This window comes from Klebsiella sp. GG_Kp146 (assembly GCF_040061975.1).
GTDB lineage: Bacteria > Pseudomonadota > Gammaproteobacteria > Enterobacterales > Enterobacteriaceae > Klebsiella > Klebsiella quasipneumoniae.
In genome coordinates this window covers 13,519-28,709 of the sequence record NZ_JBEAHA010000008.1, presented here as the reverse complement: position 1 = coordinate 28,709, position 15,191 = coordinate 13,519, and the positions used below count along the sequence as shown (strand labels likewise).

Genomic DNA, 15,191 nt, shown 5'->3' with positions numbered 1-15,191 from the left:
CGTCAGGCGAAGGTTAGTGGTTCGAGAACCAGTTTAGTTTATCCCGCAGACCGACCACACGGCCGACAATGATCAGCGCCGGGCTGGCCATCTGCTGCGCCAGAATATCCAGTTGTCCCAAGGTGCCGCTGACCACTTTTTGCGTCACGGCGGTGCCGTTCTCGACGATGGCGGCAGGCATATCTTCCGCCATGCCGTGGGCGATAAGCTTCTCGCGGATCGCCGGCGCCTGGTTCAGACCCATATAGAACACCAGGGTCTGCTTCTCCACCGCCAGGTTCGCCCAGTCCAGCTCGCCGCCGGTTTTCAGATGGCCGGTGACCAGGCGGACGCCCTGGGCGAAATCGCGATGGGTCAACGGGATCCCCGAGTAGGCGGAGCAGCCGGAGGCGGCGGTGATGCCGGGCACAACCGAGAAGGGGATCCCCGCCTCGCAGAGGGTCTCCAGCTCCTCTCCGCCGCGGCCAAAGATAAAGGGATCGCCGCCTTTCAGCCGGACCACGCGTCTTCCTTTTTGCGCTTCGCGCAGCAGGATCTGGTTGATCTCCTCCTGCGGCACGCAGTGATAGCCTGAGCGCTTGCCGACGAACACCCGGTCGGCATCGCGGCGCACCAGATTCATAATGTCGTCGGAGACCAGCCGGTCATAGACCACCACGTCGGCCTGCTGGATCTGCTGCAGGCCCTTGAGCGTGAGCAGCCCGGCGTCCCCAGGGCCGGCGCCAACCAGGACGACCTCGCCGCGATGCTCTAACGGCTCGGTCAGCAGCTGCTCGGTGGTATCCGCCACCGCCTGCCGATCGTCATTGGCCAGCGACTGCGCCAGCCGGTCGTTAACGAACAGCTTCTCCCAGAAGCGGCGGCGTTCGCCTACGGTGGCAAACTGCTGCTTCACGCGCGCGCGCAGATGGCCGGCGTAGCGGGCCAGCTGGCCAAGATGCAGGGGTAAGACTGACTCCAGCTTCTCGCGCAACAGGCGCGCCAGCACCGGGGATGTCCCGCCCGAGGAGACGGCGACCATCAGCGGCGAGCGGTCGATGATGGACGGCATGATAAAGCTGGCCTGGCGCGGGGCATCCACCACGTTACAGAAGATACGCCGCGCTTCGGCCGCGTCGCTGACCTGCTGGTTCACCGACTCATTATCGGTAGCGGCGATGGCCAGCCAGCAGTTGTCCAGCAGCGAGGGGATAAACTCCCCCTGCACCAGGGTTAGCATCTGTGAATCGGCCCACACATGAAACTGAGGGGTAAAGTCGAGCGCATTGACCGTGACGTTTGCGCCAGCATCCAGCAGCAGACGGGCCTTGCGTTCGGCGACATCCCCGCCGCCAACCAGTAAACAATCACGCTGGCGCAACTGGCAGAATATGGGTAAGTGATCCACAGAATAACCTCATAAAAATAAGGGGTAGAAAATGAGTGGTCGTAGAATAGCAGCAAAGGTAATACAAAACATGCGACATATCCCGCACTCATGCGCTGTCGGTCAGAAGTGTTACTTATATCTCCCCCCGTGGCCGGGGGGAGGATGCGGGACTCACGCCTTAAGCTGAACGTGGCCGTCTTTTACCCGGGCGTCGAAACGGGCGATAGAGTGGCTGGCATCTTCCATACACAGGCCGTCGCTCAGGCGGAAACGTTGTTTTTTCAGCGGGCTGGCAACCCACAGGGCGCCGTCATGCTCGGCGATAATGCCGCGAGACAGTACGCTGGCGTTAAAGAACGGATCAATGTTGCTGATGGCGAACACCCTGTCGTCATGATAGGGACGGAAGATCGCCACCTGCTGCTGACCGAGCAGGGCGCAGACGCCGGTGGCGGGCAGGATGTCGTCGATGTTGCAGATGTTTACCCACTGGCTCATGCTTTTTCCTCCACCAGAGTAACCGGGATGCGCTCATACGGCGTGGCCGGGCGATGCTGGTCACGTTCCGGCACCACCTGAACGTTCGGGTCGCGCTGGTCGCTGTTGATAAAGTGTTTGAAGCGGGTCTGCGCCGCCGGGTTATTGACGGTCTCGGTCCACTCGCAGGCGAAGGCGGCGCGCAGGCGAGCCAGCTCCTCTTCCAGATGGTCGTTCAGACCGAGCTTGTCATCGATGATGACGCTGCGCAGATAGTCGATCCCGCCTTCCATGTTGTCCAGCCACGGCGCGGTGCGGGTCAGCTTATCGGCGGTGCGGATGTAGAACATCATAAAGCGGTCGAGATACTTAATCAGCGTCTCGCGATCGAGGTCCGCGGCCAGCAGATCGGCGTGGCGCGGCTTCATCCCGCCGTTACCGCACACGTACAGGTTCCAGCCTTTCTCGGTGGCGATGATCCCGACGTCTTTGCCCTGGGCTTCCGCACATTCGCGGGTACAGCCGGAGACGCCGAACTTCATTTTGTGCGGCGTACGAATGCCTTTGTAGCGATTTTCCAGTTCGACGCCGAAGCCGACGCTGTCGCCGACCCCGTAGCGGCACCAGGTGCTGCCGACGCAGGTTTTCGCCATCCGCAGCGCTTTGGCGTAGGCGTGGCCGGTTTCGAAGCCCGCTTCAATCAGCTGCCGCCAGATCTCCGGCAGGTCGTCTTTCTGCGCGCCAAACAGGCCGATGCGCTGGGAACCGGTGATTTTGGTGTACAGATTGAATTCACGAGCGATACGGCCCACGGCGACCAGCCCTTCCGGCGTGATTTCGCCGCCCGCGGAGCGCGGAATGACCGAGTAGGTGCCATCTTTCTGGATGTTGGCGAGGAAGTTGTCGTTGGTGTCCTGCAGCGGCGTGTGCTGAGGCTTGAGGACGTACTCATTCCAGCAGGAGGCCAGCAGGGAGCCGACGGTCGGTTTACACACTTCACAGCCGTAGCCCTGGCCGTGTTTGGCCAGCAGTTCGTCGAAGGTTTTGATGCCTTCCACGCGGATCAGGTGGAACAGCTCCTGGCGGGAGTAAGCGAAATGTTCGCAAAGGTTGTTGTTGACCTCGATACCCTGTTTCGCCAGCTCGGCGTTGAGCACCTGGGTGACCAACGGGATACAGCCGCCGCAGCCGGTACCGGCCTTGGTTTCCGCTTTCAGCGCCGCGACGGTATGGCAGCCTTTATTGATGGCGGCGATCAGGTCGCCTTTGCTGACGTCGAAGCAGGAGCAGATTTGCGCGCTGTCCGGCAGTTTATCGACGCCGATCGACGGCTTGCCGCTGCCGGCGTGGGCCGGGAGGATCAGCGAATCCGGATTCTCCGGCAACTCGATGGCGTTCAGCACCAGCTGCAGCAGGTTGCCGTAGTCGCTGGTGTCGCCGACCAGCACCGCGCCGAGCAGGGTTTTGTTGTCGGCGCTGACGATCAGACGCTTATACACTTCTTTGCTTTCGTCGAGATAGACGTAGCTGCGGGCGCCCGGCGTGCGGCCGTGGGCATCGCCGATACCGCCCACGTCTACACCCAGCAGCTTCAGCTTGGCGCTGAGGTCGGCGCCGGTGAAGCTGTTTTCACTGCCGAGGAGGTGGTCGACGGCCACCTGGGCCATTTTATAACCCGGCGCGACGAGGCCATACACGCGGTTGTTCCAGCTGGCGCATTCGCCGATGGCATAGATATCCGGGTCGGAGGTCTGGCAGCTATCGTTGACCATGATGCCGCCGCGCTGGGCAACCGCCAGTCCGCACTGGGTGGCCAGTTTATCGCGCGGGCGGATCCCGGTAGAGAAGACGATGAAATCGACCTGCAGCTCGCTACCGTCGGCGAAGTGCATGGTTTTGCGCGCCTCGGTGCCCTGCTGAACGATCTCTTTGGTGTTTTTGCTGGTGTGAACTTTCACGCCCATGCTTTCAATTTTGCGCCGCAGCTGCTCGCCGCCCATCTGGTCGAGCTGCTCGGCCATCAGCATCGGCGCGAATTCGATAACATGGGTTTCGACACCGAGGTTTTTCAGGGCGCCTGCGGCTTCCAGGCCGAGCAGGCCGCCGCCGACCACCGCGCCGCGTTTGCTGCGACGGGCGCAGGATTCAATGGCGTTAAGATCTTCAATGGTGCGATAGACGAAGCAATCCTGAGTTTCCGCGCCTTTAATCGGCGGGATCCAGGGGTATGAGCCGGTCGCCATAATCAGCTTGTCGTAGAACACCGTGCGCCCGGCGCTGGAGTGGATCACCTTCTCCTGGCGGTTGATGGTGATGGCCCGTTCGCCGACCAGCACCTTGACGCCGTGTTTCTCATAGAAACCTTCGCGGACCAGCGACAGCTCTTCTGCGGTATGGTGGGAGAAATAAGACGACAGGTGGACACGGTCGTAGGCGATACGCGGTTCTTCACAGAACACGGTAATGTCGAACTGTCCGGCAGGCGCCTTATCGAGAAGCTCTTCGATAAAGCGATGGCCAACCATGCCGTTACCGATAATAGCGATTCTGACTTTGCTCATTTTTGCCTCGATTTCTTTTCTATTACCGCCTACCTTAACGATTCAGCCATCAGGCTTATTGATGCAAATCAATGACAACTTCACCTACCACTTAATGGGTATATAATTGATTTGTCTGTAATTTTCTAAGTTGTGGAAAACGCTGGCTTTTCCTTTTTGCCGATTTTGTGTACAAGAATTGGGTAGGTCGCGATTGGGGTTGAGTAGAAAACAAGCCGTATTGAATAGAGAGGGTGATATGACAGCAGCGCCGCTTTGGTTGATTCAGAACGTACGCCTGGCAGACCGCGACGGCCTGTGGCAGATAGCGATAGATAAGGGCCGCTTTGGCGAGATCACACCGATGGGGGAGGCGCGGGACGAAAGCTACGAGGTGCTGAACGCTCGCGGCGGACTGGCGATCCCGCCTTTTATTGAGCCGCATATCCATCTGGATACCACCCAGACGGCCGGTGAGCCGAACTGGAACCAGTCCGGCACCCTGTTCGAGGGGATTGAGCGCTGGGCGGAGCGGAAAGCGCTGCTCAGCCATGAGGACGTTAAAGCCCGGGCGTGGAAAACCCTCAAGTGGCAGATCGCCAATGGCGTGCAGTTTGTCCGTACCCATGTCGATGTCTCCGATCCAACGTTGACGGCGCTGAAGGCGATGCTGGAGGTCAAAAAGGAGGTGGCGCCATGGGTCGAGCTGCAGATTGTCGCTTTTCCGCAGGAGGGGATCCTCTCTTATCCCAACGGCGAGGCGCTGCTGGAAGAGGCCCTGAAGCTGGGGGCGGATGTCGTCGGGGCGATCCCGCACTTTGAGTTCACCCGTGAATATGGGGTGGAATCGCTGCATATCGCCTTTCGACTGGCGCAGAAATATGACCGCCCGCTGGATATTCACTGCGATGAAATTGACGATGAACAGTCGCGCTTTGTTGAAACCGTTGCCGCGCTGGCGCTGAAGGCGGGGATAGGGCCGCGGGTGACGGCCAGCCATACCACCGCCATGCACTCCTATAATGGCGCCTATACCTCGCGCCTGTTCCGCCTGCTAAAGCTCTCCGGCATCAACTTTGTCGCCAATCCGCTGGTCAATATTCATCTGCAGGGCCGGTTTGACGACTACCCGAAGCGACGGGGCATTACCCGGGTGAAGGAGCTGATGGCGGCGGGGATCAACGTTTGCTTTGGTCATGATGATGTCTTTGACCCGTGGTACCCGCTGGGGACCGGTAATATGCTGCAGGTCCTGCATATGGGGCTGCACGTTTGCCAGCTGATGGGCTACCAGCAGATTAACGACGGCCTGCAGCTTATCACTGACAACAGCGCCCGCACGTTTGGCCTGACCGATTACGGCATCGTCAGCGGCAACCCGGCTAACCTGATCATCCTCCCGGCGGAGAATGGCTTTGAGGCGGTACGCTGCCAGGTGCCGGTGCGCTGGTCAATTCGCCAGGGAAGGGTGATCGCGATTACCCAGCTGGCGCAAACCTGGATCCAGACCGACCGCGGTGGCGAGGCGCTCTCTTTTATGAGGAACAGCCCCCTTGCGGACGCAAAGGGGCCGAAGGCTTAGTGAGACGCCGCCTGCGCGTTGTTCTGGCGGTGACGGGAGACGAAGCCGAGGATAAAGCACATCACGAACACCACGGCGTAGAGGCCGTTAGCGGTGTGCAGCGCTGCCAGCGGACCGCTGGCAGCCACAATCGGGCCGGTAACCACGAAAGTCAGCATGGTGCCGATGGTGCCGCAGGTGAGGATAAAGTTCACCAGCTTTGGTGAAGCGACTTTAGTTTGCTGCGAACCGAGCGTAATGATCGAGGTGTAGATGGCGCTGGAGAAGAAGCCCAGGGTCAGAATAAACCACGGCATATGCTCCGGCGAACCATTGATAAACAGGTACATCAGCACCGTCGCGAGGCCGGCGAGGACGGTTAAGATGCGCTGCAGGTCGAAGAAGCGCAGGATAAAGCTGAATGACCACATGCCGATCATGTAGGACATCCAGAAATCGCTCACCAGTTTACCGGCATCGCCGAGGCTCATGCCCAGGCTCTTGGCATATTCCGGTACCCAGGAGATAAAGCCCAGCTGACCGAGGATGTAGCACAGCGCCGCGACGGAGAGGAACAGCACGCCGATGCCCCACTTCTCTTTCACCACCGGCTGGCTGTTTTCGCTCTGCGCTTTTTTGCCGAGCACCGGGAAGTCACAGCCGAATGTCAGGACGAAAATAGCGACATACACCAGACCGATACAGGCGTAGACCCAGTACCACTCGATGCTGCGCGCCAGCAGGACCGCGGCGACCATCGGAAAAATCATTCCCGCCATGCTAAAGAAGGAGTCGGTAAACAGCAGACGCGCCCCGCGCTGACGGCCTTCATACATATGGGTGATCAGGAAGGTTCCGATCGACATGGTGATCCCGCTGACCAGGCCGAGAACGAACATCGACGCGGAGAACAGCGCCAGGCTGTGGCTGAGCATCAGGCCGGCCACCGCCAGCACCATTAAAATAAAGCCAAAACGCAGCTGAGTTTTCAGCGGCACGATCTCCATCAGCCAGGCATTGAGGAAGATGGAGATCAGAATACCGGCGTTCAGAAAGGTAAAGGTGTTGCTCATACTGGAAACGGGCAGATGGAAATAATCCGCAATGTTACCCATCACCATCCCGGTGACGATCACCAACGCGCCGGTCAGGGCGTAGGAGAAGAAGCTGATCCATGTGAGCTTAATACGGTTGCTGTTAGTCATGACTGGCCTGTGAATAGAAAGGTAAAGCGCGTTGACGCTGCGCCGGGCGGACAGATTTTAGTCGTTCAGGTGATGTAATTAAATGTTTATTGTGAAATACGTTATCTTTTGCATGTTTTAATGTGACTTGCATCACGCTTTTTTCGACACCAGGGAGAACGTTTGCGCGGTTACAATTATTACAGCTAAGTAAAATTTGGTAAAAGGCTGGCCCAGGATGCAAAGGCTCTTTAGAATCAAGGCACTCGCTTTTATTCTGCTCCGTTAAGGAATTTCCATGCTCAAATCAACACTGGCGGCGATGGCTGCCGTTTTCGCCATTTCAGCTTTCTCCCCGGCCATGGCGGCAAAGGGCGATCCGCATGTGCTGCTGACCACCTCGGCAGGTAACATTGAGCTTGAGTTAAACAGCCAGAAAGCCCCGATTTCCGTGGATAACTTCCTGAAGTACGTTAACAGCGGCTTCTACAACAACACCACTTTCCACCGCGTGATCCCGGGATTCATGGTGCAGGGCGGCGGCTTTAACGAGCAGATGCAGCAGAAACAGCCTAACCCGCCGATCAAGAATGAAGCAGACAACGGCCTGCGCAACACCCGCGGCACTATCGCGATGGCGCGTACCGCCGATCAGGATAGCGCCACCAGCCAGTTCTTCATCAACGTGGCGGATAACGCCTTCCTCGACCATGGCCAGCGCGACTTTGGCTATGCGGTGTTTGGCAAGGTAGTCAAAGGCATGGACGTTGCGGATAAGATCTCCCAGGTCCAGACTCATAACGTCGGCCCATACCAAAATGTGCCGACTAAACCGGTTGTTATCCTCTCTGCGAAAGTGCTGCCCTAATCCTCCCGCGGCGCGGTGGTTTATCGCCGCGCCCGGTTGCCTCCCGGCATAACCTGTAATTGCTGCTTATACTTGTGGCACACAGGGGACGATAAGGGGGGCGACGATGCGTCCACTCACCGATAAGCAAAAATCCCGGCTCTGGGAACAGACACGTAATAGCAATTTTCAGGCCAGCCGTCGCCTCGAAGGCGTATCGGTGCCGCTGGTTACGCTGACTGCCGAGGAGGCGCAGGCTCGCCTCGCGACGCTGCGGAGGGAGTATGAGCGATAAATTTGGCGATGAACGCGATCCTTACCTCTATCCGGCGCTGAACGTCCTGCGCAACCGACTCGGCATCCGCCAGGCTAAAACGCTGCAGCAGGCTGCCCTGGAGATGACGTCCCTGCGGGCGGCCACCCTGCCGCTGGGCCCGCGGGTGCGCGGCTTACCCTATCTGTGCGCTATTCATCATCAGCTGTATCAGGATCTGTTTGACTGGGCGGGTAGGCTGCGTGAAGTGAACCTCTACCTGGGCGATACGCCGTTCTGCCACTTTGCCCGCATCGAAGAGGAGGGGAATGCCCTGATGCAGGCTCTGGAGCAGGAGGATTATCTCTGCGGTCTGCCGCGGGATACCTTTATCGAACGCCTGAGCTGGTTCTATGGTGAAATTAATGTGCTGCACCCTTTTCGTCTCGGCAATGGCCTGACCCAGCGCATTTTCTTTGAACAGCTGGCGATACATGCCGGCTACCTTCTTGACTGGCGTGACGTCGATCCTGCCGCCTGGAGCACCGCCTGTCAGCAGGGCGCGATGGGCGATCCGGACCCGCTGGCGGCGATCTTTCGCAAAGTGGTAAGCGAAGCGCGGGAATCTGAGTAGAATAGCCCGGTTTGATTGTTCCGGAGCCGCTATGATCCTGCTTATCGATAACTATGACTCTTTCACCTGGAATCTGTATCAGTACTTTTGCGAACTGGGGGCGGAAGTGCTGGTCAGGCGCAACGATGCGTTGACGCTGGAGGAGATAGCGACGCTGGCGCCGGAGAAGATAGTGATTTCGCCTGGTCCCTGTACGCCGGATGAAGCGGGGATTTCCCTCGCGGTAATCCGTCACTATGCAGGGAAAACGCCGCTGTTGGGCGTCTGCCTCGGGCATCAGGCGATAGCCCAGGCGTTTGGCGCGACCATTGTGCGGGCGGCGCAGGTGATGCATGGAAAAACCTCGCTTATCGAGCATAACGGCGAAGGGGTGTTTCAGGGGCTGAATAATCCTTTGACGGTGACCCGCTATCATTCGCTGGTGATTGACCCGCCGACGCTGCCGCCTGAGTTTATCGTCACCGCCCGCAGCGCCAGCGGTGAGATTATGGGGATCCGTCATCGCGACTGGGATCTCGAGGGCGTGCAGTTCCATCCGGAAAGCATCCTCAGCGAACAGGGCCATCAATTGCTGGCGAACTTTATTAAGCGGTGATTTCGGTTGCCATTGACTGATTTTTTATGCATATTTTGTGATTAGATTATCATAATCGCATCTGCATAACGAAGAGGGATGGGCAAGACATGGCAACTGAACAACCGGCAATCACCCGCGCCACATTCGATGAAGTTATTTTGCCAATTTATGCACCGGCAGAATTCATCCCGGTAAAGGGAAAAGGCAGCCGCGTCTGGGATCAGCAGGGCAAAGAGTATGTTGATTTCGCCGGCGGTATCGCGGTGACGGCGCTCGGCCATTGCCACCCGGCGCTGGTGGCGGCGCTCCACGAGCAGGGCGAAACGCTGTGGCATACCAGCAACGTCTTTACCAATGAGCCAGCGCTGCGCCTGGGACGTAAACTTGTCGATGCCACCTTCGCCGAGCGAGTGGTGTTTATGAACTCCGGTACCGAAGCCAATGAAACGGCCTTTAAGCTGGCGCGTCACTATGCGGTGACCCGCCATAGCCCGTACAAAACCAAAATCATCGCTTTCCATAATGCCTTTCATGGTCGCTCCCTGTTTACCGTCTCCGTCGGCGGGCAGCCGAAGTACTCCGATGGTTTCGGCCCGAAACCGGCGGATATTGTCCATGTTCCCTTCAACGACCTGCAGGCGGTAAAAGCGGTGATGGATGACCACACCTGCGCGGTGGTGGTGGAGCCGATTCAGGGCGAAGGCGGCGTGACGGCAGCGACGCCGGCGTTCCTGCAGGGGCTGCGCGAACTGTGCGATCAACACCAGGCGCTGTTAGTCTTTGATGAAGTGCAGTGCGGAATGGGGCGTACCGGATCGCTGTTTGCCTATATGCACTATGGCGTAACCCCGGATATTCTCACCAGCGCCAAAGCGCTGGGCGGCGGTTTCCCGGTCAGCGCCATGTTGACTACCCACGAGATCGCCAGCGCCTTCCATGCGGGTTCCCATGGCTCAACCTACGGCGGCAACCCGCTGGCCTGCGCGGTCGCCAACGCCGCTTTCGATCTGATCAATACCCCGGCGGTGCTGGATGGCGTGAACGCCAAACGCGAACTGTTCGTCAAACACCTGCAGCAGCTGGATGCCGAGTTTGATCTGTTCAGTGATATTCGCGGGATGGGCCTGCTGATTGGCGCCGAACTCAAGCCGCAGCACAAGGGCCGCGCGCGTGATTTTCTCTATGCCGCTGCGGAAGCCGGCGTCATGGTGCTTAACGCCGGGCCGGACGTGATGCGTTTTGTTCCCTCGCTGATCATCGAAGAGCAGGATATTGCCGAGGGGATGGCGCGCTTTGCCCAGGCCGTGGCAAAGGTGATTAACGGCTGATCTTCCGCAGCCAGATGCCGTGATGCGGCCGCTGACGCCATGCCACTGACGAAATGGTGTGCATGGTGTTCAGATGGCCCAGAATGCGTTGCAGATGCTGCTCCAGGGTGCTTAACGGACCGATCGGCACCTCGCTTTCCGGTGACTCCATAATATTGACATCCCCTGCGCTGCCGGGGCCATCGCTGTCCAGCCGCTGCTGACAGCGCTGCAGGGCAATCTCACAGGATTCGAGATAGCGCTGGGCAAGATCCGGGGTGAGCATCGTATGCTCCCGGGCCAAAGTGGTCATGGCGTTGATGTGTTCGACGATAAACTGGCTGTGCGTCACCCATAGCTTCATATCTTCCAGGTAGTGGGTATTAAACCCGGGCTCCTGCATCGCCTGATTCAGGGAGTTGTAGAGCGCGTTGTGCGCCTGATTGACGCGCATGCGCTGGTAGGCCAGCGCGGGCGCTTTGGGGTCGGGGCTGAGGATCAGGCGAATCGCCTGCTGGTCGGCCTCCAGCGCATCGTGGGCGTTTTTTTTCAGCAGGCCGCTCTGCCACTGCGGCCACAGCCAGACCATCCCGCCGAAGGCGATCAGGCAGCCGATCAGCGTATCGATCAGCCGGGCGATAATAAACTGTTCGCCGTTGAGCGTCAGCAGCTGCAGGGTATATACCGCCGTCACCGTAAACCCCACCATCGCCCAGCCATAGTGTTTGCGGATGATCAGATAGCTGAGCAGGGTGATCAGCAGCATCCCGCTCAGGGTATAGCTCTCCGGAACGTGAAAGTGCAAGGTCAGCCCGGCGATGATCAGGCCGGCGAGCGTCCCCGCCGCCCGGTGGACAATACGAACCCGCGTGGCGCCATAGCCGTTCTGTGTCACGAAGAGGACGGTCATCAGGATCCAGTAGGGCTTCGGCAAATGCAGGGCGTTGCCCATCAGGCTGGCGATGCTCAGCATCACGCTGATGCGGGCGGCGTTGCGCAGCGCGGGCGACTTCAGCGACAGATAGTTCTTTAGCGCGGGAAACAACGGTAAACGACGCTCTTTGTCAGCCATCAGATCCCGGGCATACAGTGGGCGCTGGGTATGCAGCACCCGGGCGATGCGGCTGAAGTGCCAGGCGCAGAAGTGGCCGACCGGGTTATCCGGATGCTGGCGGGCGATCTTTTCCAGGGCGCCGATCTGTTTATCCATCTGGAAACGCTGCGGAAAACGATGATAGAGCATGTCATCCGCCAGCACCCGCAGGCGGGCGGCGACGGTCTGCGCGTTCCAGCGGATCACCGCTTCGGCATGGCTGCGCTCAACCAGCTTTTGCACCTCTTCCGGCTGATGCAGGCTGACCGAAATATGCTCCTGTAGATCCAGCCCCATCTGGAACGCCCGCAGAAGACGTTTGTGGTCGTTACGTTGGTTGGCGGCCAGCATATGCATCTGCTGATAGCACTGGGTGATTAAATCGACCACCTTCTGCTGGCGGATGAGCAGCGGCGGCAGGGCGGTCGAGGGATCGGTATGCTGGGTCAACAGGCTATATTTGGCTTCGCAATAATTGGCCAGTTCCCGGTAGAGCAGACTGAGCGACTCCCGCAGCGGCTGTTCGCGCCACAGCCAGAACCAGAACCAGTTAAACACGCCGTACCATAGCGTGCCGAAGGCGTAGATCAACAGCGGCTCCCAGACGGGCATATTGCCCGCCAGGCTCAGGGTAAAGATGGCGGCGATCAGCGACGCGGGCAGCAGGCGCGCGTGCAGCGAACTGATTTCCGCGGTGACGCCGAGCAATAGCGCCAGGCCGCTGAGAATAAGCGGCAAAGGTATGGTCTGGGCGAGCAGCAGCTGCACCACCAGGCTGCATCCGGCAAACAGACAGCCGCCGATAATCAGACGCTTAAAAAAGCGCTTATGCGGAGTGTCGAGACCGGCGATGTTGCAGCAGGCGGGAACTAAGGAAAACAGGAGCCCCTGCTGGAGATGGCCGAGCAGAAGACCGATGGCCACAGGCAGACACAGCACCAGCGTTTGCCGCAGTGCATAGTTGACTTCCGGGTGGTAAATCAGCCTGCGCCACATGAGGGAAAAACAAAAACGGCGTACTGCAGGAGCAATACGCCGCTTAGCAACTTAACGGGTGCCGTAGACGACGATAGTTTTACCGTGGGCGGAAATCAGGTTCTGATCTTCCAGCATTTTCAAAATACGGCCAACGGTTTCACGAGAGCAGCCGACGATCTGACCAATTTCCTGACGGGTAATTTTAATTTGCATACCGTCCGGGTGGGTCATGGCATCGGGTTGCTTCGCCAGGTTCAGCAGCGTCTGGGCGATACGGCCCGTCACGTCGAGGAAGGCGAGGTTGCCCACTTTCTCAGACGTCACCTGCAGACGGCGAGCCATTTGCGAAGAGAGACGCATCAGAATGTCCGGGTTCACCTGGATCAGCTGACGGAATTTCTTATAAGAGATCTCGGCCACTTCACATGCGGTTTTCGCCCGTACCCAGGCGCTACGCTCCTGACCCTCTTCAAACAGGCCTAATTCACCGATGAAATCGCCCTGGTTGAGGTAGGAGAGGATCATCTCTTTACCTTCTTCATCCTTGATGAGTACAGCCACGGAGCCTTTAACGATGTAGTACAGCGTTTCTGCTTTCTCACCCTGGTGGATCAGCGTGCTCTTTGATGGGTACTTATGAATGTGGCAATGAGACAAGAACCATTCAAGGGTAGGGTCTGTTTGCGGTTTGCCAAGCACCATGCGCGGTTATCCTCTGTTATAAGCTATCTCCGGGCGCCGACACTACACGGCGTCCGGGCATGCAATCGTATTGTTTCCCTATACCTGGGAAGCTGGCTGATGATTTTTCGACAGCCTGTAATGTGAACTCCTCTGCATACATGCAGTACATCAATGTATTACTGTAGCATCCAGACTGTTTTAGCATAGCTTTCGCCGCATGTCTCCTGGTGTCTCGCTTCAGCATGACGCAGGTCGCCTTCCGTTGCGAGAATTGTTATGTGCGCGTAATCTGACAGGAATATTGCGATACTGGAGTTAAATTTTATGCAAGCGCGTGTGAAATGGGTTGAAGGGTTAACCTTTATCGGGGAGTCCGCGTCAGGACACCAGATTCTGATGGATGGCAACTCCGGAGATAAGGCGCCCAGCCCGATGGAGATGGTGCTGATGGCGGCGGGCGGTTGCAGTGCGATCGATGTGGTCTCCATTTTGCAAAAAGGTCGTCACGACGTGACCAACTGCGAAGTGAAGCTGACCTCTGAGCGTCGGGAAGAGGCGCCGCGCCTGTTCACGCATATTAATCTGCACTTTATCGTCACCGGTAAGGCGCTGAAAGATGCCGCAGTTTCCCGCGCGGTGGATCTGTCGGCAGAGAAATACTGCTCGGTGGCGCTGATGCTGGAAAAAGCGGTGAAGATCACCCACTCCTATGAAGTGATCGAGGCGTAGTCTTCGCCTGCTGATGTGAATGATCTCAACCCCGGCCTGGCCGGGGTTTTTTCTGTTAGCCGATCTTTCGGCCTTCCATCAGACGCTCGACCAGCGGCGCCATAATAAGCTCCATCGCCAGCCCCATTTTACCGCCCGGCACCACCAGGGTGTTCATGTGCGAAATAAACGAGCCCTGTAGCATCGCCAGCAGCCAGGGGAAGTCGATGTTCTGCAGATTGCGGAAATGGATCACCACAAAGCTCTCGTCCAGAGAGGGGATCGCTTTCGCGGCAAACGGGTTGGAGGTGTCCACCGTCGGCACGCGCTGGAAGTTGATGTGGGTGCGGGAAAACTGCGGGGTGATGAAGTTAATGTAATCTTCCATCGATCGGACGACGGAGTCCATCACCGCCTCCCGGGAGTGGCCGCGTTCGCTGGTGTCGCGAATGAGTTTCTGGATCCACTCCAGGTTAACGATAGGCACGACCCCGACCAGCAGGTCGACATGGCTGGCGACATCATGCTGCGGCGTGACAACCCCGCCGTGCAGCCCCTCATAGAACAGCACGTCCGTCGGCTCCGGCAGCGGCTGCCATGGGGTGAAGGTTCCCGGCACCTGATTCCACGGCACGGCTTCGTCATAGGTGTGCAGGTATTTACGCGACTGGCCTTTGCCATGGCGGCCATAGTCGACAAAGGTCTGCTCCAGCAGGCCGAAGTCGTTCGCCTCCGGGCCAAAGTAGCTGATATGTTTGCCCTGATCCCGCGCTTTGCGGATCGCCATGTCCATTTCCGGGCGGGTGTAGCGATGAAAGCTGTCGCCTTCCACCTCCGCGGCGTGCAGATTTAGCTGCGCGAAGATTTTGCGAAAGGCGAGGCTGGTGGTGGTAGTGCCCGCGCCGCTGGAGCCCGTGACGGCGATCACCGGATGTTTGGCAGACATAACAACTCCCTGGTTAAACGATGTAGTGGCGTC

Annotated in this window: 14 protein-coding genes; 7 read left to right on the top strand and 7 right to left on the bottom strand. The window is 58.4% G+C overall.

Going from position 1 to position 15,191, the window contains the following annotated elements; genetic code table 11:
• Positions 1–13: 13 nt before the first annotated feature.
• From cysG to nirB, 3 genes are all read right to left on the bottom strand, one after another.
• Positions 14–1,387 (bottom strand): siroheme synthase CysG, encoded by a 1,374-nt coding sequence (gene cysG / locus ABLU95_RS09650; RefSeq protein ID WP_065883119.1) that lies wholly within the window; start codon positions 1,385–1,387, stop codon positions 14–16.
• 153 nt (positions 1,388–1,540) lie between these two features.
• Entirely contained in the window at positions 1,541–1,867 is a 327-nt protein-coding gene (gene nirD, locus ABLU95_RS09645) for a nitrite reductase small subunit NirD (RefSeq protein WP_023291187.1), read from the bottom strand.
• Complete coding sequence (nirB, locus tag ABLU95_RS09640) at positions 1,864–4,407, bottom strand: nitrite reductase large subunit NirB (RefSeq protein WP_087848960.1); 2,544 nt, start codon at positions 4,405–4,407, stop codon at positions 1,864–1,866. Before nirB ends, nirD begins: the two co-directional genes overlap by 4 nt.
• Before the next feature lie 238 nt (positions 4,408–4,645).
• On the opposite strand from nirB, the gene ABLU95_RS09635 reads away from it, so the two are divergent.
• The gene (locus ABLU95_RS09635; RefSeq protein ID WP_032454219.1) at positions 4,646–5,968 is read left to right on the top strand and encodes a cytosine deaminase; all 1,323 of its coding nucleotides are present in this window, start codon (positions 4,646–4,648) and stop codon (positions 5,966–5,968) included.
• Here ABLU95_RS09635 and tsgA read toward each other — a convergent pair.
• Complete coding sequence (gene tsgA / locus ABLU95_RS09630) at positions 5,965–7,152, bottom strand: MFS transporter TsgA (protein ID WP_004202192.1); 1,188 nt, start codon at positions 7,150–7,152, stop codon at positions 5,965–5,967. The genes ABLU95_RS09635 and tsgA overlap by 4 nt on opposite strands.
• Positions 7,153–7,429: 277 nt before the next feature.
• Here tsgA and ppiA point away from each other — a divergent pair, with 277 nt between their 5' ends.
• From ppiA to ABLU95_RS09605, 5 genes are all read left to right on the top strand, one after another.
• The gene (gene ppiA / locus ABLU95_RS09625; RefSeq protein WP_002920238.1) at positions 7,430–7,999 is read left to right on the top strand and encodes a peptidylprolyl isomerase A; all 570 of its coding nucleotides are present in this window, start codon (positions 7,430–7,432) and stop codon (positions 7,997–7,999) included.
• 106 nt (positions 8,000–8,105) lie between these two features.
• Positions 8,106–8,273, top strand: coding sequence for a YhfG family protein (locus ABLU95_RS09620; RefSeq protein ID WP_004202194.1), 168 nt, complete (start codon positions 8,106–8,108; stop codon positions 8,271–8,273).
• A complete protein-coding gene (locus tag ABLU95_RS09615; protein WP_032454217.1) occupies positions 8,263–8,865 on the top strand; it encodes a putative adenosine monophosphate-protein transferase Fic in 603 nt (200 codons plus the stop codon). Before ABLU95_RS09620 ends, ABLU95_RS09615 begins: the two co-directional genes overlap by 11 nt.
• Positions 8,866–8,896: 31 nt before the next feature.
• Complete coding sequence (gene pabA, locus ABLU95_RS09610) at positions 8,897–9,460, top strand: aminodeoxychorismate synthase component 2 (RefSeq protein WP_261901988.1); 564 nt, start codon at positions 8,897–8,899, stop codon at positions 9,458–9,460.
• Positions 9,461–9,549: 89 nt separating this feature from the next.
• Positions 9,550–10,770 carry an aspartate aminotransferase family protein gene (locus tag ABLU95_RS09605; protein WP_032454216.1) on the top strand — a complete coding sequence of 407 codons (1,221 nt, stop codon included), beginning with the start codon at positions 9,550–9,552 and terminating at the stop codon, positions 10,768–10,770.
• Here ABLU95_RS09605 and ABLU95_RS09600 read toward each other — a convergent pair.
• Positions 10,760–12,838, bottom strand: a complete 2,079-nt coding sequence (locus tag ABLU95_RS09600; RefSeq protein ID WP_023291181.1) for a YccS/YhfK family putative transporter — start codon at positions 12,836–12,838, stop codon at positions 10,760–10,762. The genes ABLU95_RS09605 and ABLU95_RS09600 overlap by 11 nt on opposite strands.
• Positions 12,839–12,889: 51 nt before the next feature.
• The gene (gene crp, locus ABLU95_RS09595) at positions 12,890–13,522 is read right to left on the bottom strand and encodes a cAMP-activated global transcriptional regulator CRP (protein WP_000242758.1); all 633 of its coding nucleotides are present in this window, start codon (positions 13,520–13,522) and stop codon (positions 12,890–12,892) included.
• Positions 13,523–13,828: 306 nt separating this feature from the next.
• On the opposite strand from crp, the gene ABLU95_RS09590 reads away from it, so the two are divergent.
• On the top strand, positions 13,829–14,233 hold the full coding sequence (locus tag ABLU95_RS09590) for an OsmC family protein (protein WP_023291180.1): 405 nt from the start codon (positions 13,829–13,831) through the stop codon (positions 14,231–14,233).
• A gap of 55 nt (positions 14,234–14,288) precedes the next feature.
• Here the strand turns inward: ABLU95_RS09590 and ABLU95_RS09585 are convergent, their stop codons facing one another.
• Complete coding sequence (locus ABLU95_RS09585; protein WP_004202201.1) at positions 14,289–15,158, bottom strand: phosphoribulokinase; 870 nt, start codon at positions 15,156–15,158, stop codon at positions 14,289–14,291.
• Positions 15,159–15,191 lie beyond the last annotated feature (33 nt).

Bases quoted from the DNA above. Each gene is read 5' to 3' on its own strand.
- ABLU95_RS09590 (WP_023291180.1), top strand. From the start codon at position 13,829: ATGCAAGCGCGTGTGAAATGGGTTGAAGGGTTAACCTTTATCGGGGAG.
- crp (WP_000242758.1), bottom strand. From the start codon at position 13,522: ATGGTGCTTGGCAAACCGCAAACAGACCCTACCCTTGAATGGTTCTTG.
- ABLU95_RS09635 (WP_032454219.1), top strand. From the start codon at position 4,646: ATGACAGCAGCGCCGCTTTGGTTGATTCAGAACGTACGCCTGGCAGAC.
- ABLU95_RS09615 (WP_032454217.1), top strand. From the start codon at position 8,263: ATGAGCGATAAATTTGGCGATGAACGCGATCCTTACCTCTATCCGGCG.
- ppiA (WP_002920238.1), top strand. From the start codon at position 7,430: ATGCTCAAATCAACACTGGCGGCGATGGCTGCCGTTTTCGCCATTTCA.
- pabA (WP_261901988.1), top strand. From the start codon at position 8,897: ATGATCCTGCTTATCGATAACTATGACTCTTTCACCTGGAATCTGTAT.
- nirD (WP_023291187.1), bottom strand. From the start codon at position 1,867: ATGAGCCAGTGGGTAAACATCTGCAACATCGACGACATCCTGCCCGCC.
- ABLU95_RS09585 (WP_004202201.1), bottom strand. From the start codon at position 15,158: ATGTCTGCCAAACATCCGGTGATCGCCGTCACGGGCTCCAGCGGCGCG.
- ABLU95_RS09620 (WP_004202194.1), top strand. From the start codon at position 8,106: ATGCGTCCACTCACCGATAAGCAAAAATCCCGGCTCTGGGAACAGACA.
- ABLU95_RS09600 (WP_023291181.1), bottom strand. From the start codon at position 12,838: ATGTGGCGCAGGCTGATTTACCACCCGGAAGTCAACTATGCACTGCGG.
- tsgA (WP_004202192.1), bottom strand. From the start codon at position 7,152: ATGACTAACAGCAACCGTATTAAGCTCACATGGATCAGCTTCTTCTCC.
- ABLU95_RS09605 (WP_032454216.1), top strand. From the start codon at position 9,550: ATGGCAACTGAACAACCGGCAATCACCCGCGCCACATTCGATGAAGTT.
- nirB (WP_087848960.1), bottom strand. From the start codon at position 4,407: ATGAGCAAAGTCAGAATCGCTATTATCGGTAACGGCATGGTTGGCCAT.